Below are 15,550 nucleotides of genomic sequence, written 5' to 3' on the forward strand. Positions count from 1 at the left end.
CTGTAGGGAAAGTTACCGATGTTTTTCGAATCGGTAGAACAGGTTCGGCTCGCTGACCATGTACAGCGTGCCGTCCTCATCCATGGTCATGCCTTCGGCGCGGGGAATGGTGTCTTTCAGACCGTTGAAATTCCCAAGCAACGTCATGAAGCTGACTTGCTTGCCATCCTCGTCGAGTTCAAGCAACAGATGTGAATCCGCCGACAGCACCAGCAGATGGCCAGTGCGCGGATCGACAGCCAGCGCCGACAGGTTGCGCAGATCCAGCTGATCGCTGGCCAGTTTCTGCTTGTCGCCCTGCAGGGTCTGGCCGCCATCGCTTTTCCACGTGAACAGCGCCGGTGGGCGTTCCTCCCCCAGAATCAATCGCTGATTGCGCGGATCCCACGTGATGGCCTCAAATGCCTTGTTCTGATCTTTCGACGGCCCGAGGTCGTATTTGGGGAAATCGGCGATGTTCAGCTCACGAGTCGCGGCATCGACCTTAATGATCGACAACGTATGCTCACGCTCATCGACAATGGCCAGCAAACCGTTTTCCATGACCGTCAAGCCTTCCGGATTGCTCCAGCCCACCAACGGCATCTTGCGCAACACGTCGCCCTGAAGCGTCAGCTCGACCAGGAAGGCATTCTTGCCCATCACCGCAAACAGGGTCTTGGTCTGCGGGTTGTAGGCCAGATCCGAGGCTTCGTCTTTCTCCATCCCCGGCAGCGGCTTGGCATCGATCACCACCTGATAATCCGGCAGCCACACACTCTCCTTTTGCTCGGCCTTGCTCTCGAAGCGCTCCAGCACCCACAGCACGCCGCGATCATCCCAATGCATGGCGAACGCCAGCCCATAGGCTGCGGCGATGACCAGCAACAGCCAGACATACCAGCGCAGGACGAAGCGCGAACGGGAGGGGGATTTCTGCTGAGTTCGAGATGCCATCGAGGGATGCGTTCCGTTAATTCAGGCCAAGGGTAATAGCACAAAGAGGCCGGCTGAGACGCCAGAATCGCGGGAATTATCCAGAGAGGATGTGAAAAAAACGGGAAATGGCGGGATTGCCGTGTGCGTTTGCCAGCAACACACTTGTGGCGAGGGGATTTATACCCTCACCACAAAGCTCACCCCCTGCAAGGGGTTCCGCGGTTAGCGCACGCTGCTGCTGAAGCTGCTCGCCCCCGGCAGCTCGAGGACGATTTCATCGCCGACGTTCAGCGGGCCGACGCCCACTGGCGTACCCGTAAGGATCACGTCACCGGCCTGCAGCGAGAAGCAGCCAGCCATGTGCTGGATCATCGGCACGATCGGGTTGAGCATCGCGCTGCTGTTGCCGTCCTGGCGCACTTCGCCGTTGATGGTCAGGCGGATGCCGATGTCGGTCAGGTCAGCGAAGGTGCTGCCGACCACGAACGGCGCGATCACCGCCGCGCCGTCGAACGACTTGGCGATTTCCCACGGCAGGCCCTTGGCTTTCAGCTCGGCTTGCTTGTCGCGCAGGGTCAGGTCCAGCGCCGGGGCGAAGCCTGAGATCGCATCGAGGACTTCTTCACGGCTCGGCTTGGTCGACAGCGGCTTGCCGATCAACACGGCGATCTCCGCCTCGTAGTGCACTGAACCACGCTCGGTCGGAATGCTGAACCCGCCTTCCAGCGGCACCACGCAACTGCCCGGCTTGATGAACAGCAGCGGCTCGGTCGGCACTGGGTTATCCAGTTCCTTGGCGTGTTCGGCGTAATTGCGGCCAATGCACACGACTTTCCCGATCGGGAAGTGAATGCGCGTGCCGTCGACGTACTGGTGCTGATAGCTCATTTACCGACTCCTGCCTTTATTGATTCAACAGAGATTACCGATCAAACCGGGAAAATCTTGCCCGGGTTCATGATGCCGTTCGGGTCGAAGACTGCCTTGACCGCTTTCATGTACTCGATCTCGGCCGGCGAGCGGCTGTAGGTCAGGTAATCACGCTTGGTCATACCGACGCCGTGCTCGGCCGAGATCGAGCCGTTGTATTTCTCGACGGTTTCGAACACCCACTTGTTGACGGTGGCGCACTTGGCGAAGAACTCGTCCTTGCTCAGGTTTTCCGGTTTGAGGATATTCAGGTGCAGATTGCCGTCGCCGATGTGGCCGAACCAGACGATTTCGAAATCCGGGTAGTGCTCGCCAACGATCGCGTCGATTTCGCGCAGGAACGCCGGCACTTTCGAGACGGTAACCGAGATGTCGTTCTTGTACGGCGTCCAGTGGGAGATGGTTTCGGAGATGTACTCGCGCAGCTTCCACAGATTGTGCAGCTGGGTTTCGCTCTGGCTCATCACGCCGTCGAGCACCCAGCCCTGTTCTACGCAGTGTTCGAAGGTTTCCAGCGCGCTGTTGGCCACTTCTTCGGTGGTCGCTTCGAATTCCAGCAGGGCGTAGAACGGGCACTCGGTGTCGAATGGCGCCGGCACGTCGCCACGGCCCATGACCTTGGCCAGGGCCTTGTCGGAGAAGAATTCGAACGCCGTCAGGTCGAGTTTGCCCTGGAAGGCATGCAGCACCGGCATGATCGAATCGAAATCGGCGGTGCCGAGGACCATCGCCGTGAGGTTTTTCGGCGCGCGATCAAGGCGCATGGTCGCTTCGACGACGAAACCGAGGGTGCCCTCGGCGCCGATGAACAGCTGACGCAAGTCGTAACCGGTGGCGTTCTTGATCAGGTCCTTGTTCAGTTCGAGCACATCGCCCTTGCCGGTGACGACTTTCATGCCGGCCACCCAGTTGCGGGTCATGCCGTAGCGAATCACTTTGATCCCGCCGGCATTGGTGCCGATATTGCCGCCAATCTGGCTGGAACCTGCCGAGGCGAAGTCGACCGGATAGTACAGGCCGTTTTCTTCGGCGACGTTCTGCAGATGCTCAGTGACCACGCCCGGTTGGCACACGGCAGTGCGGTCGGTGAGGTTGACGTCGAGAATCTGGTTCATGTAATCGAACGAAACCACCACTTCGCCATTGGCCGCCACCGCAGCGGCGGACAACCCGGTGCGCCCGCCGGATGGCACCAGCGCAACCTTGTGAGTGTTGGCCCAACGCACCACGGCCTGCACTTGCTCGATGGTCTTGGGAAACACGATGGCGCTCGGTGCCGGGGCGAAGTGTTTGGTCCAATCCTTGCCGTAAGTGTTCAGGGAGTCGGCGTCAGTGAGGACTTTGCCAGGCTCAACCAGGGTCTTCAGTTCATCAATCAGCGCAGGATTGGTCATCGACAGAACTCTCGAACAATTCATGGTCATCCTGAGAACGCTTCACGTCGCAGGAATGAGTGTTTAGCGGGGTGGCTATGCTAGCATACCGACCCCGCCGGACAGTGCCCAAGGCCAGATCCGCGGTGACGGCTTTGTTGCCGTGCGGGTCAGCTCCAGGCTGCTCCCTCCCTGCCATTTTTCTCCGGGATACAGGTTTACGCAGATGAGCAAGACTTCTCTCGATAAGAGCAAGATCAAGTTCCTTCTTCTCGAAGGCGTCCACCAATCGGCTGTCGACGTCCTCAAGGCGGCGGGCTACACCAGCATCGAATACCTGACTGGTTCCTTGCCGGAAGCCCAGCTCAAGGAAAAGATTGCTGACGCTCACTTCATCGGCATTCGCTCGCGCACGCAACTGACCGAAGAGATCTTCGATCACGCGAAGAAACTGGTCGCGGTCGGCTGTTTCTGCATCGGCACGAACCAGGTTGACCTCAGTGCGGCCCGCGAGCGCGGTATCGCCGTGTTCAACGCACCGTACTCCAACACCCGTTCCGTAGCGGAACTGGTACTGGCCGAAGCGATCCTGCTGCTGCGCGGCATCCCTGAGAAAAATGCCTCCTGCCACCGTGGCGGCTGGATCAAGTCCGCTGCCAACTCGTTCGAGATCCGTGGCAAGAAGCTGGGCATCGTCGGCTACGGCTCGATCGGCACGCAGTTGTCGGTGCTGGCTGAAGGTCTGGGCATGCAAGTGTTCTTCTATGACACCGTGACCAAGCTGCCACTGGGCAACGCTACGCAGGTCAACAATCTGCACGAGCTGCTGGGCATGTCCGATATCGTCACCCTGCACGTACCGGAAACCGCCGCCACTCAGTGGATGATCGGCGAGAAGGAAATCCGCGCCATCAAGAAGGGCGGCATTCTGATCAACGCTGCACGTGGCACCGTGGTCGAGCTCGACGCCTTGGCGGACGCGATCAAGGACAAGCACCTGATCGGCGCGGCCATCGACGTGTTCCCGGTGGAGCCCCGCTCCAACGACGAAGAGTTCGAAAGCCCGCTGCGTGGCCTCGACAACGTGATCCTGACCCCGCACATCGGCGGCTCGACCGCCGAAGCGCAAGCCAACATCGGTCTGGAAGTAGCGGAGAAACTGGTCAAGTACAGCGACAACGGTACCTCGGTGTCGTCGGTCAACTTCCCGGAAGTGGCCCTGCCGGCTCACCCTGGCAAGCACCGCCTGCTGCACATCCACGAGAACATCCCGGGTGTGATGAGCGAGATCAACAAGGTCTTCGCCGAAAACGGCATCAACATCTCCGGTCAGTTCCTACAGACCAACGAGAAGGTCGGTTACGTGGTGATCGACGTCGATGCCGAATACTCGGAGCTGGCGCAAGAGAAGCTGCAACACGTCAACGGTACTATCCGTAGTCGGGTGCTTTTCTAAAAGCAGCTACAAGCCGCAAGTTACAAGCGGCAAGTGAAAGCGCTTTGCCTTTACTTGCCGCTTGCAGCTAGCCACTTGAAGCTGAATAAAAAAGGGAGCCCCGAAAGGCTCCCTTTTTTTATTTCACGTTGACCGTGATTTTTTCCGAAACGATCGATGGGTCGAACGGCATGTGGCCGCTGTCGCCGAGGATCAGTTGCAAGGTGTGCTTGCCGGGGGCCAGTTTGATCGTAGCTTCGGTCTGCGCCTTGCCGAAATGCATGTGATGGGCGTCAGTCGGGATCGGCGCGCCTTCGGCCGGCAGGTCGTCGACGTCGATCAGCAGGTGATGGTGGCCGGTGTTCCTGGTGGTGTCACCCGCCGGGGCCAGCGCGATGTTCTTGACGCCGAACTTGACCTTGAATTCCTGCGAGACGGTGGCGCCGTCCTCGGGAGAAACGATGAACACTTCAGCATCCTTCGGCGCCGGTGTCGCCGCACTGGCCAGCACCGAAACACCCATCAGCACACCGGCCAACGCTGCACGAGACATAAAGCTTTTCATTTTCTTCTCCAGTTTTTCCGTAAAATCCGCACGGCCATGACAACTTCATGACCATTCGTTGTCGAAGGCACTCGACAACCATAGCAAAGCGAGCCTGAATCAGAGCGTCGCGATAATGATTTCAAAGGAGTGACCATGCGCTTGCTGCCTGGCCTGATCTGCCTGCTACCCCTTCTGAGCCCGCTGGCTCACGCCGAACTGATTGATGACGTCAACGACCGTGGCGAGCTGCGCATAGCCCTTGAGGCTAATACACCGCCCTTCAATTACAAGGAAGGCGACACCCTCACGGGGTTCGAGGTCGAGCTTGGGCAACTTCTGGCCCAGGAGCTGGATGTACGCGCCGACTTCATCGTCACCGACGAGGGCGACCTGCTCCAGGGCGTTGAAAGCGGCAAATACGATGTCGCGCTCAACCACATAGCACTGACACCCGAACTCAAGGATCGTTTCGACTTCAGCGAGCCGTACGGCGAGGTCGACGGGCAGTTGCTGGCAAAGAAGGACGAGACGCCGCGACCGATGGTGCTGGTGCAGGCGTTGACCGAAGCGAAGCCGAAAGCGGCAGCGCCGGTCGAGTTGGCGATCCCGTTTCAGAAGGGTAATCCGGCATTTCAGGCCAGCCTAAAGAGCGCGCTGGAACGGATCAAGGCGGATGGGCGGTTGGCGGCGCTGTCCGAGAAGTGGTTGAAACCGTAAGAGCCCCTCACCCTAACCCTCTCCCGGAGGGAGAGGGAACTGATCCGGGGATGCTTTAGAGGTACGCCGACTTGGGATTGCTATAACGAATCCGAAATCGACTGATCATGGCTTTGTCGAATCCCTGGTCGCCAAGGTCTTTCAGGTCGATGGACAGCGCCAGACACCTCGGTCGGCCCCCTCTCCCCCCGGGAGAGGGCTGGGGTGAGGGCAACGATGGCGGATCAGTCCAAAGCCGCCAGAGTCACCGCCGCCTCAACCAGCTCAAGTTCACTGAAAACCCGAACCCCATGACGCTTGAGCAACGCCGCCGTCACCCCTTCGCCACTGACTTTGACCCCACTGAACGTGCCGTCATACGTCAACAGATTCCCGCAAGAGGGGCTGTTGGCCTTGAGCACCGCCACCCGAATGCCGTGCTTTTGCACCAGTTCCAGCGCTTGCCGCGCCCCCTCGAGAAATTGCGCGCTGACATCCTCGCCCTCAGTAGTGATGACTGCGGCAATGCCATCCAGCACCTCACCGCCCTGCCCGCCGGGAATCTCCGCCGCCGCCCGCGGCGTCGGCAATCCACCGGCCACCTCCGGACACAACGGCACTACCCGCCCTTCTTCGATCCACTGCTCAAGCAGATCAAACGGCCCGCTCGCGCCACCGTCATAGCGCACGCGATGGCCCAGCAGGCAGCGACTGACCAGGATCTTTTCCATGTTCAGAACGGCTCGTTGCCACGGCGACGGAACCAGCCAGTCAGCGACAGCCGTTCGCGCTGGGCCGGCAACACTTCGTGGGGCACTTCGCCGGAGAGAAACACCACCAGGCAGCCGCCGGTAGGCTGCACGTCGTGCACACGTTCCTCGCCCAGGTACATGCGCAACTGGCCACCGTCCTCCGGCAACCAGGCGTCGTTGAGGTAGATGACGGCCGAGACCATGCGCCGGTCATCATCGCGAAAGCGGTCGAGGTGCTTGAGGTAAAACGCGCCGGGCGGGTACAGGGCGAAATGGCATTCGAAATCTTCAAGCCCCAGAAACAAGCCACGATTGAGCGCCTCGCGCAGACTGTCCATCAGGCTCAGGTAGCGGTCAGTGGCGTCGGCCTGACCCGGGTCGATCCACTGGATGTGATCGCCGCGAATACCCTCGCGAATCTCCGAAAACGGCCCGCGTCCGACCGCCGCCGGCGCCAGCTCACCCTCGGCTTCACGTTTACGGCACTCGGCCGCCAGCGCCCGGGTCAGATCGGCGGGCAGGAAGATGTTCTGCTGCGACCAGCCGTGTTCGGCCAGGTCGTCGACAATGCGTAACAGCAGCGGGTGTTCAGAGGATATCGGCATGGCGCGCATAGTATGCCGACGGCAACAAATCCGACAGAGCCACGCAGCGCCTTGCTACGAATTCTCGACAAGTACCGGCACCGCACGGACAATAGTCCGCTGCTGACAGGAGTCCCTATGCGCCGTTTGCTTTTTTCACTGTTGATGTTCTGCGTATTGCCCGCCTGGGCGGACGGCCACGATCAGTTGTACAAGGTCGCCGGCTGGCCAGAACAACGCGCGCATTTCAACGATGCCCTGAGCGCCGCCCAGCAGCGCTATCAGAACAGCCTGCCGCCCGCGGTATTTCAGGCGCTGGTCAACAACAGCAATCAGCGCTTCGCCGCGCAGGCCATGGATCAGCGTGCCGAAGCGCAACTGCGGCAGAAACTCGCCGACCCGAAACCGGCGCTGACCTTCTTCCAGTCACCACTGGGCAAGAAAATCGTCGCCGCCGAATTGCTGGCGACCCGTCGCGATCAACTGGCAAAAAATGCCCAGGGCCTGCCGAAGATGCAGGCCAGCGACAGTCGCTTGCTGATCATCGGCCATCTCGCCCAGGCCCTGCCGGCCCGTGAGGCTGGCGCCGAGGTCAGCCTGGCGATTGCCGGCGTGGCAGCGGACAGCTTGAGTTCGATGATTCCGGGATTGCTTGGCGGTGGACAGGCACAGGGCATGCTGAATGGTCAGCGCCAGCGGCTGATGGATCAGATCGGCGCCGATCTGAACAACACGTTGCTCTACGTCTATCGCGATTTGTCGGATGAAGAGCTGGAAGAGTTTGCGACGTTTGCCGAGTCGACCGAGGGCAAGGCTTACTACCAGGCGGCACTGGCGGCGATTCGGGCGGGGTTGGCGGTCGGCCAATAATCTTCGTTGCCTGAAAGATCGCATTCGCGAGCAGGCTCGCTCCCACATTGGATCATCAGTGGACACAAAATGTGTGAGCATCCCGAATTCCCTGTGGGAGCGAGCCTGCTCGCGAAGAGACCCGCACAGCCGCTACAGATTCCTGCCCCTGATCCGCTTGCTCAAGAATTCGAAATACTCCTCACGCATCTCCGCCGTTTCATTGGCCAGGTGATGCCGTGCCTCGGCCAACAGCAGTATCTGCGGCCGGTCGAACTTCCATTTCAACACCTGCAGATTGTGCTGCCAGTCGACAGTCATGTCCGCCTGCCCCTGAATGATCAGCGGCCGTCGCGGACTTTTTTTCGCGTGCTCGACGCGGATGATCCAGCGCGACAGCGCGCCCACCCATTTCGTTGGCAGACGTCTTGGCTGTAACGGGTCGGCCTGCAGAAACGGCAGAAAATCCGGATCGTTGGAATTCTCGCTAAAGCGTCGCACCACCCCGCGCACAAACGGCCGCAGCAGGTAATAACTCAGCTGCGACCAGCCCCACGCCCTCGGCCGCACCAACGGCGCCAGCAGAATCACCTGCCCCTGCGCCGGGCTGTTCTCGCCATGGTTGAGCAGGTGATCGACGACAATCGCGCCACCGGTGCTTTGCCCGCACAAATGCCAAGGCTGCGGCAGCGCGATCGAGTTCGCTTCAGCGAACAGCGCCTGCAACACGTCCTGGTATTCAGCGAAATCACGAATGCTTGCCCGTAGCCCGCTCGACAGACCATGGCCCGGCAAGTCGCAGGCGATCACGGCGAAATCCTGATCCAGCGCCCACTCGATCACATGCCGGTACAGGCCGATGTGGTCGTAATAACCGTGGAGCAGAAACAGCGTCGCCTTGACCTTCTCCGGCCACCAGCAATGGCTGACCAGCTCGTAGCCATCGACTTCGAAACGACCCATGCCGCGCCAGACATCGCGCTCGGCGAAGTCGGTCTTGTAGAAGCGCTGATAATCCTTCGCCTCATCCGATAACGGCTGCCACTCGGCCAATGGCTTGAGGCTCGCGCGTAAATGATCGGGGTCGAAAGTATCAGGCATGCGGACATTCCAAAGCGGTAAACGGACTTTATCGGCCTGCGATATTCATCTGTCGGAGCAAGCATGGCAAGCTAGCCAACCTTTTCAGATTCCGAAATCATGCGTTCGCCCTACCGCACCGCACTGTTCGCCAGCCTGCTCGCGCTGATCTGCGCCGGGGTGCTGTGGGCGGCATATGACTGGTTTCAGGGCCGCTATCTGCGCGCGTTCAGCGAACATACGGCGGTATTTTCCGGTGACCCGCTGCGCCTGCCGGACAACCTCGCCGGGCCGGGAAATATCCGCCTCGTGCACTTCTGGGACCCGGCCTGTCCGTGCAATGTCGGCAATCAACAGCACCTGAGCGAGATGGTCGAACAGTTCGGCGCGCGTGGCGTGGAGTTCTTCGCCGTGCAAAAGCCCGGCAGCCACGGCCAGTTGCCCGCCACCCTCGCCAGCCTGAAAACCATCGTCGTCCTGCCCGGCGCCGAACAGATCCCCGCCAGCCCTGCCGTGGCGATCTGGGATCGCAGCGGCAAACTCGCCTACTTCGGCCCGTACAGCGAAGGCTTGACCTGCAACTCCAGCAACAGCTTTATCGAACCGATCCTGCATGCCCTGACGGAAGATCGCCCGGTCAATGCTACTCACACCTTGGCGGTGGGTTGTTATTGCCCATGGCCGGCGGACGCGAAGTAAGGCATTCCGGACTTTTCAAGGACAGCGCTGCACCACACAGATGCTCTGTGCTAAATGTTTGCAGCCCGACGGGCGGCCTTCCCGCCTGCACAAGGAGTCACCATGAAGCGTGCGTTGATCGTCGTTGCCTTGCTCATCGTTGTCCTGCTCGGCGCCGCCGGCGGGTATATCTACAGCAAGCAGCCGACGCGCCAGGGCCAGGTCGAGCTGCGCAACCTGCAAGGCTCGGTGACCGTGCGCTATGACGAGCGCGGTGTGCCGCATATCCGCGCCGAGAACGAAACCGACCTCTATCGCGCCCTCGGTTATGTGCACGCGCAGGATCGTCTGTTCCAGATGGAAGCCATGCGCCGCCTCGCCCGGGGCGAGCTGGCCGAAGTGCTAGGGCCGAAACTGCTCGACACCGACAAACTGTTTCGCAGCCTGCGCATTCGCGAGCGCGCGGCCAGTTACGTCGCCAGCCTCGACAAGCAGTCGCCGGCATGGAAGGGCCTGCAAGCCTATCTGGATGGCATCAACCAATATCAGGACACCCACGCCGCGCCGATCGAGTTCGACGTGCTGGGCATCCCCAAGCGGCCGTTCACTGCCGAAGACAGCATCAGCGTCGCCGGCTACATGGCCTACAGCTTTGCCGCTGCGTTTCGCACCGAGCCGCTGCTGACCTACGTGCGCGATCAGCTCGGCGCCGATTACCTCAATGTCTTCGATCTCGACTGGCAGGCCAAAGGCGTTCTGGCCACCAATCACACCCGGCACGCACCGGCCCTCGCCGCCGGCGACTGGCAGGACCTCACCGCCCTCGCCCGCCTCAGCGAACAGGCGCTGCTCGACAACGGCCTGCCGCAGTTCGAGGGCAGCAACGCCTGGGTGATTGCCGGCAGCCGCAGCCAGAGTGGCAAGCCGTTGCTGGCCGGCGATCCGCATATTCGTTTCTCGGTGCCGTCGGTGTGGTACGAGGCGCAGCTGTCGGCGCCGGGTTTCGAGTTGTACGGCCATCATCAGGCACTGGTGCCGTTCGCGTTTCTGGGGCACAACCTCGATTTCGGCTGGAGCCTGACCATGTTCCAGAACGATGACCTCGATCTGATCGCCGAGAAGGTCAACCCGGACAATCCCAATCAGGTCTGGTATCGCGGCCAGTGGACCGAGATGCTCGTCAGCGAACAACAGATCAATGTAAAGGGTCAGGCGCCGGTGACTCTCACCTTGCGCCAGTCCCCGCACGGGCCAATCGTCAACGATGCTCTTGGCAGCGCCGCCGGCAAGACCCCGATCGCGATGTGGTGGGCCTTCCTCGAAACACCTAACCCGATCCTCGACGGCTTCTACCAGCTCAACCGCGCCGACACCTTGGCCAAGGCCCGCGCGGCAGCGGCCAAGGTGCAGGCGCCGGGCCTGAATCTGGTGTACGCCAACGCCAAAGGCGATATCGCCTGGTGGGCCTCGGCCTTGCTGCCCAAACGTCCGGCCGGGGTGAAACCGGACTTCATCCTCGACGGCAGCACGCCCGAGGCGGACAAGGACGGCTATTACCCGTTCAGCGCCAACCCGCAGGAAGAGAACCCGGCGCGCGGCTATATCGTCTCGGCCAACTTCCAGCCCGTGTCGCCGACCGGCATGGAGATTCCCGGTTATTACAACCTTGCCGATCGCGGTCAGCAGCTTGACCGTCAGCTCAGCGACAACCGGGTGAAGTGGAGCAACGAGGCCAACCAGCAACTGCAACTGGGCACCGCGACCGGTTACGGCCCGCGTCTGTTGGCGCCGCTGTTGCCGGTGTTGCGCGAGGTGGTGAGTGATCCGGCGCAGCTGAAACTCGTCGAGCAATTGGCGCAGTGGCCCGGCGACTATCCGCTGAATTCGATCAGCGCGACGGTGTTCAACCAATTCCTCTACGACCTTGCCGACGCGTCGATGCGCGATGAGTTGGGCAATGACTTCTTCGAGACACTGCTGTCGACGCGGGTAATCGATTCGGCGTTGCCACGCCTGGCGGCCAAGGCGGACTCACCGTGGTGGGACAATCGCAGCACGCCGGCCAGAGAAACCCGCGCCGATGTCGTGCGCACGGCGTGGGCGGCAAGCATGGCGCATCTGAAACTGACCCTCGGCGATAACGTGGCCGGTTGGCAGTGGGGCGCGGCGCACACCCTCACCCACGGCCATCCGCTGGGGCAGCAGAAGCCGCTGGATCGCCTGTTCAACGTCGGCCCGTTCGCGGCGCCGGGCAGTCATGAAGTGCCGAACAACCTCTCGGCAAAAATCGGCCCGGCGCCATGGCCGGTGACGTATGGACCGTCGACCCGACGCCTGGTGGACTTCGCCGATCCGGTACATGGCCTGACGATCAATCCGGTCGGCCAGAGTGGCGTGCCGCTGGACAGTCACTATGACGATCAGGCCGAGGCGTATGTGGAGGGGATTTATGTGCAGGCGCATTTCAGCGAGGAAGAGGTGCTGGCGAATACGCGCAGTACGCTGAAGCTGTTGCCTGCGCGGGCTGCGCAATAGATTGATGCAATCTGCACCGGCCCTTTCGCGAGCAAGCTCGCTCCCACAGGAGATTGCATTCCAAATGTGGGAGCGAGCCTGCTCGCGAAAGCGCTGTGTCAGCCGACATCTGAGTCGACTGACACTCCGTCTTCGCGAGCAGGCTCGCTCCCACATTTACAACCGGGTTGGCCGCAGGGTTGAGGCCAACCTGATATTGCTTAGGCCGCTTCCGGCGCTGGCGCGCGGCGTGCGTCCGGTTGTTTCCACGAATCGGCGGCGCTTTCTTCGATGGCTTGCTGGATGGCTTTCTTGCGTGCTTCTTCGGCGCGGCGGCTGAAGAACCAGACGAGGAAGGTCACCAGCGACACCGCCAGCAGAATCAGACTGGCCACGGCGTTGATTTCCGGCTTCACGCCCAGGCGCACCGCCGAGAACACTTCCATCGGCAGGGTCGTCGAACCCGGGCCGGACACGAAGCTCGCCAGCACCAGGTCATCCAGCGACAGCGCGAACGACATCATGCCGCCCGCCGCCAGCGACGGCGCGATCATCGGGATGGTGATCAGGAAGAACACCTTCCACGGCCGCGCGCCCAAGTCCATCGCCGCCTCTTCGATCGACAGGTCCAGCTCACGCAAGCGCGCTGACACCACCACCGCCACATACGCGGCGCAGAACGTGGTGTGGGCGATCCAGATGGTGACGATGCCGCGCTCCTGCGGCCAGCCGATCATTTGGGCCATGGCCACGAACAGCAGCAACAGCGACAGACCGGTGATCACTTCCGGCATCACCAACGGCGCAGTCACCAGGCCACCGAACAGCGTACGGCCCTTGAAGCGCGTGATACGGGTCAGCACGAACGCTGCCAGGGTACCCAGTGCCACCGCCGCCACGGCGGTGTAACAGGCGATTTCCAGCGAGCGCAACACCGAGCCCATCAATTGCGAGTTGTCGAGCAGGCCGACGTACCACTTCACCGACCAGCCGCCCCACACCGTCACCAGTTTCGAGGCGTTGAACGAGTAGATGACCAGGATCAGCATCGGCAGATAGATGAAGATCAGACCCAGTACCAGCATCAGGCTGGAGAAACGGAAGCGCTTCATTCTTTACCCTCCATTTCCTTGGCCTGACTGCGGTTGAACAGAATGATCGGCACAATCAGGATCGCCAGCATCACCACCGCCAGCGCGGACGCCACCGGCCAGTCGCGGTTGTTGAAGAATTCTTGCCACAGCACCTTACCGATCATCAGGGTTTCCGGGCCGCCGAGCAGTTCCGGGATCACGAACTCGCCGACCACCGGAATGAACACCAGCATGCAGCCGGCCATGATGCCGTTCTTGGACAGCGGAATGGTGATTTTCCAGAAGCTGTTGAAGGTGCTCGAACCCAGATCCGACGCGGCTTCCAGCAGACTCTGATCATGCTTCACCAGGTTGGCGTACAGCGGCAGGATCATGAACGGCAGGTACGAATAGACAATCCCGATGTACACCGCCAGGTTGGTGTTGAGGATCTGCAGCGGCTCGTCGATCAGGCCCATGCTCATCAGGAAGCCGTTGAGCAGGCCGTTGTTGCTGAGGATGCCCATCCACGCGTACACGCGGATCAGGATCGCCGTCCAGGTCGGCATCATGATCAGCAGCACCAGCACCGTTTGCAGCTCCTTGCGCGCGCTGGCGATGGCGTAGGCCATCGGGTAACCGATCAGCAGGCACAGCACGGTGCTGATAAAGGCCATTTTCAGCGAGCCGAGATAGGCGGCGATGTACAGTTCGTCGTCGCCAAGCAACGCGTAGTTGCCCAGGTTCAGCAGCAGTTGCAGCTTCTGCTCGGCGTAGGTGTAGATCTCGGTGTACGGCGGGATCGCCACGTCGGCTTCGGCGAAGCTGATCTTCAGAACGATGAAGAACGGCAGCATGAAGAACAGGAACAGCCAGATGAACGGCACCCCGATGACCAGCTGCCGGCCATTGGGGATGATTCGGTTTATACGGCGTTTGAATTTGCGCATGTTCATGAGCGAAGTACCACGCCGCTATCGTCTTCCCACCACACGTAGACCTGATCGCCCCAGGTCGGACGCGCGCCGCGACGTTCGGCGTTGGCGACGAAAGACTGCACCAGTTTGCCGCTCGGCAATTCGACGTAGAACACCGAGTGCCCGCCCAGATAAGCGATGTCGTGGACCTTGCCGCTCGACCAGTTGTACTCGCAGGTCGGCATGTCGGCGGTGACCAGCAGTTTTTCCGGGCGAATCGCGTAGGTGACCGACTTGTCCTGCACCGAGGTACTGATGCCGTGGCCGACGTAGATCTGCCGGTCGAGGTCCTTGCAGGTGATGGTCGCGTGGCCTTCGGCGTCGTCGATCACTTCGCCTTCGAAGATGTTGACGTTGCCGATGAATTCGCAGACCAGACGGCTGGTCGGGGTTTCGTAGATGTCAATCGGGCTACCAATCTGCGCGATCCAGCCCAGGTGCATGATCGCGATGCGCTCGGCCATGGTCATGGCCTCTTCCTGGTCGTGAGTCACCATCACGCAGGTCACGCCGACGCGCTCGATGATTTCCACCAGTTCCAGCTGCATCTGCGAACGCAGCTTTTTGTCCAGTGCGCCCATCGGTTCGTCGAGCAGCAACAGCTTCGGCCGCTTGGCCAACGAACGGGCCAGGGCCACGCGTTGACGCTGGCCGCCGGACAGTTGATGCGGCTTGCGCTTGGCGTACTGGCTCATCTGCACCAGCTTGAGCATCTCTGCCACGCGGGCGTCGATTTCAGCCTTGGGGATCTTGTCCTGCTGCAGGCCGAAGGCGATGTTCTGCGCCACGGTCATGTGCGGGAACAAAGCGTAGGACTGGAACATCATGTTGATCGGACGGTCGTACGGCGGCATGTCGGTGATGTCGACGCCGTCGAGGAAAATCCGCCCTTCCGTGGGCCGTTCGAAGCCTGCCAGCATCCGTAGTAAGGTGGATTTGCCCGATCCCGAACCGCCGAGCAGGGCAAAGATCTCGCCCTTCTTGATTTCCAGGGACACGTCGTCCACGGCAATCGTCTCGTCGAACTTCTTCGTGACCCGGTCGATTTTGACCAGCACCTGTTTTGGTGTCTGGTCGCCCTCGAGGGCTTTCTTGTAGGCGCCGGAGGCAACTGCCATTTACGAAACTCCCAACAGAAGCAGCA

General features: G+C 61.0%; 15 protein-coding genes. 5 read left to right on the top strand and 10 right to left on the bottom strand.

Annotated elements, in window-relative coordinates:
• Positions 1 to 12 precede the first annotated feature (12 nt).
• From ACZ9BE_RS23020 to ACZ9BE_RS23030, 3 genes are all read right to left on the bottom strand, one after another.
• Positions 13 to 936 carry an SdiA-regulated domain-containing protein gene (locus tag ACZ9BE_RS23020; RefSeq protein ID WP_252868441.1) on the bottom strand — a complete coding sequence of 308 codons (924 nt, stop codon included), beginning with the start codon at positions 934 to 936 and terminating at the stop codon, positions 13 to 15.
• 204 nt (positions 937 to 1,140) lie between these two features.
• A complete protein-coding gene (locus tag ACZ9BE_RS23025) occupies positions 1,141 to 1,806 on the bottom strand; it encodes a fumarylacetoacetate hydrolase family protein (protein WP_024014705.1) in 666 nt (221 codons plus the stop codon).
• A 41-nt stretch (positions 1,807 to 1,847) separates the two neighbouring features.
• Positions 1,848 to 3,242 carry an FAD-binding oxidoreductase gene (locus ACZ9BE_RS23030; RefSeq protein ID WP_024014706.1) on the bottom strand — a complete coding sequence of 465 codons (1,395 nt, stop codon included), beginning with the start codon at positions 3,240 to 3,242 and terminating at the stop codon, positions 1,848 to 1,850.
• Between the two features lie 205 nt (positions 3,243 to 3,447).
• On the opposite strand from ACZ9BE_RS23030, the gene serA reads away from it, so the two are divergent.
• Complete coding sequence (gene serA, locus ACZ9BE_RS23035) at positions 3,448 to 4,677, top strand: phosphoglycerate dehydrogenase (protein WP_024014707.1); 1,230 nt, start codon at positions 3,448 to 3,450, stop codon at positions 4,675 to 4,677.
• A gap of 118 nt (positions 4,678 to 4,795) precedes the next feature.
• Here the strand turns inward: serA and ACZ9BE_RS23040 are convergent, their stop codons facing one another.
• On the bottom strand, positions 4,796 to 5,221 hold the full coding sequence (locus tag ACZ9BE_RS23040) for a DUF4399 domain-containing protein (protein ID WP_041476862.1): 426 nt from the start codon (positions 5,219 to 5,221) through the stop codon (positions 4,796 to 4,798).
• A 135-nt stretch (positions 5,222 to 5,356) separates the two neighbouring features.
• On the opposite strand from ACZ9BE_RS23040, the gene ACZ9BE_RS23045 reads away from it, so the two are divergent.
• Complete coding sequence (locus tag ACZ9BE_RS23045) at positions 5,357 to 5,920, top strand: transporter substrate-binding domain-containing protein (RefSeq protein WP_125925409.1); 564 nt, start codon at positions 5,357 to 5,359, stop codon at positions 5,918 to 5,920.
• A gap of 224 nt (positions 5,921 to 6,144) precedes the next feature.
• Here ACZ9BE_RS23045 and ACZ9BE_RS23050 read toward each other — a convergent pair whose 3' ends face one another.
• Together ACZ9BE_RS23050 and ACZ9BE_RS23055 are read right to left on the bottom strand one after the other, a co-directional pair.
• Positions 6,145 to 6,630 carry a 2-thiouracil desulfurase family protein gene (locus ACZ9BE_RS23050; RefSeq protein ID WP_236167736.1) on the bottom strand — a complete coding sequence of 162 codons (486 nt, stop codon included), beginning with the start codon at positions 6,628 to 6,630 and terminating at the stop codon, positions 6,145 to 6,147.
• A 2-nt stretch (positions 6,631 to 6,632) separates the two neighbouring features.
• Positions 6,633 to 7,265 carry a 2OG-Fe(II) oxygenase gene (locus ACZ9BE_RS23055; RefSeq protein WP_476249980.1) on the bottom strand — a complete coding sequence of 211 codons (633 nt, stop codon included), beginning with the start codon at positions 7,263 to 7,265 and terminating at the stop codon, positions 6,633 to 6,635.
• Positions 7,266 to 7,373: 108 nt separating this feature from the next.
• Here ACZ9BE_RS23055 and ACZ9BE_RS23060 point away from each other — a divergent pair, with 108 nt between their 5' ends.
• Positions 7,374 to 8,105, top strand: coding sequence for a DUF2059 domain-containing protein (locus ACZ9BE_RS23060; protein WP_024014712.1), 732 nt, complete (start codon positions 7,374 to 7,376; stop codon positions 8,103 to 8,105).
• 132 nt (positions 8,106 to 8,237) lie between these two features.
• On the opposite strand, the gene bipL is transcribed toward ACZ9BE_RS23060, so the two are convergent.
• Positions 8,238 to 9,185: a phospholipase BipL gene (bipL, locus tag ACZ9BE_RS23065; protein WP_476249981.1), complete on the bottom strand. Its 948-nt coding sequence runs from the start codon at positions 9,183 to 9,185 to the stop codon at positions 8,238 to 8,240.
• A 99-nt stretch (positions 9,186 to 9,284) separates the two neighbouring features.
• On the opposite strand from bipL, the gene ACZ9BE_RS23070 reads away from it, so the two are divergent.
• Complete coding sequence (locus tag ACZ9BE_RS23070) at positions 9,285 to 9,863, top strand: DUF6436 domain-containing protein (RefSeq protein WP_150637045.1); 579 nt, start codon at positions 9,285 to 9,287, stop codon at positions 9,861 to 9,863.
• 102 nt (positions 9,864 to 9,965) lie between these two features.
• Entirely contained in the window at positions 9,966 to 12,377 is a 2,412-nt protein-coding gene (locus ACZ9BE_RS23075) for a penicillin acylase family protein (protein WP_476249982.1), read from the top strand.
• 200 nt (positions 12,378 to 12,577) lie between these two features.
• On the opposite strand, the gene ACZ9BE_RS23080 is transcribed toward ACZ9BE_RS23075, so the two are convergent.
• The 3 genes from ACZ9BE_RS23080 to ACZ9BE_RS23090 are packed head-to-tail and all read right to left on the bottom strand — an operon-like array spanning position 12,578 to position 15,524.
• A complete protein-coding gene (locus ACZ9BE_RS23080) occupies positions 12,578 to 13,468 on the bottom strand; it encodes an ABC transporter permease subunit (protein ID WP_252877076.1) in 891 nt (296 codons plus the stop codon).
• Positions 13,465 to 14,346: an ABC transporter permease subunit gene (locus ACZ9BE_RS23085; RefSeq protein ID WP_476250151.1), complete on the bottom strand. Its 882-nt coding sequence runs from the start codon at positions 14,344 to 14,346 to the stop codon at positions 13,465 to 13,467. The genes ACZ9BE_RS23080 and ACZ9BE_RS23085 overlap by 4 nt, the downstream gene beginning before the upstream one ends.
• Positions 14,347 to 14,381: 35 nt before the next feature.
• Positions 14,382 to 15,524 (bottom strand): ABC transporter ATP-binding protein, encoded by a 1,143-nt coding sequence (locus tag ACZ9BE_RS23090; RefSeq protein ID WP_016772662.1) that lies wholly within the window; start codon positions 15,522 to 15,524, stop codon positions 14,382 to 14,384.
• Between the last annotated feature and the right edge of the window lie 26 nt (positions 15,525 to 15,550).

It is taken from the genome of Pseudomonas sp. TE9122 (assembly GCF_056278925.1).

What these genes read in the sequence shown, in the direction of transcription:
- ACZ9BE_RS23030 (WP_024014706.1), bottom strand. Translation starts at nt 3,242, where the DNA reads ATGACCAATCCTGCGCTGATTGATGAACTGAAGACCCTGGTTGAGCCT.
- ACZ9BE_RS23020 (WP_252868441.1), bottom strand. Translation starts at nt 936, where the DNA reads ATGGCATCTCGAACTCAGCAGAAATCCCCCTCCCGTTCGCGCTTCGTC.
- ACZ9BE_RS23090 (WP_016772662.1), bottom strand. Translation starts at nt 15,524, where the DNA reads ATGGCAGTTGCCTCCGGCGCCTACAAGAAAGCCCTCGAGGGCGACCAG.
- ACZ9BE_RS23070 (WP_150637045.1), top strand. Translation starts at nt 9,285, where the DNA reads ATGCGTTCGCCCTACCGCACCGCACTGTTCGCCAGCCTGCTCGCGCTG.
- ACZ9BE_RS23050 (WP_236167736.1), bottom strand. Translation starts at nt 6,630, where the DNA reads ATGGAAAAGATCCTGGTCAGTCGCTGCCTGCTGGGCCATCGCGTGCGC.
- bipL (WP_476249981.1), bottom strand. Translation starts at nt 9,185, where the DNA reads ATGCCTGATACTTTCGACCCCGATCATTTACGCGCGAGCCTCAAGCCA.
- ACZ9BE_RS23060 (WP_024014712.1), top strand. Translation starts at nt 7,374, where the DNA reads ATGCGCCGTTTGCTTTTTTCACTGTTGATGTTCTGCGTATTGCCCGCC.
- ACZ9BE_RS23055 (WP_476249980.1), bottom strand. Translation starts at nt 7,265, where the DNA reads ATGCGCGCCATGCCGATATCCTCTGAACACCCGCTGCTGTTACGCATT.
- ACZ9BE_RS23025 (WP_024014705.1), bottom strand. Translation starts at nt 1,806, where the DNA reads ATGAGCTATCAGCACCAGTACGTCGACGGCACGCGCATTCACTTCCCG.
- ACZ9BE_RS23075 (WP_476249982.1), top strand. Translation starts at nt 9,966, where the DNA reads ATGAAGCGTGCGTTGATCGTCGTTGCCTTGCTCATCGTTGTCCTGCTC.
- ACZ9BE_RS23045 (WP_125925409.1), top strand. Translation starts at nt 5,357, where the DNA reads ATGCGCTTGCTGCCTGGCCTGATCTGCCTGCTACCCCTTCTGAGCCCG.
- ACZ9BE_RS23040 (WP_041476862.1), bottom strand. Translation starts at nt 5,221, where the DNA reads ATGAAAAGCTTTATGTCTCGTGCAGCGTTGGCCGGTGTGCTGATGGGT.
- serA (WP_024014707.1), top strand. Translation starts at nt 3,448, where the DNA reads ATGAGCAAGACTTCTCTCGATAAGAGCAAGATCAAGTTCCTTCTTCTC.
- ACZ9BE_RS23080 (WP_252877076.1), bottom strand. Translation starts at nt 13,468, where the DNA reads ATGAAGCGCTTCCGTTTCTCCAGCCTGATGCTGGTACTGGGTCTGATC.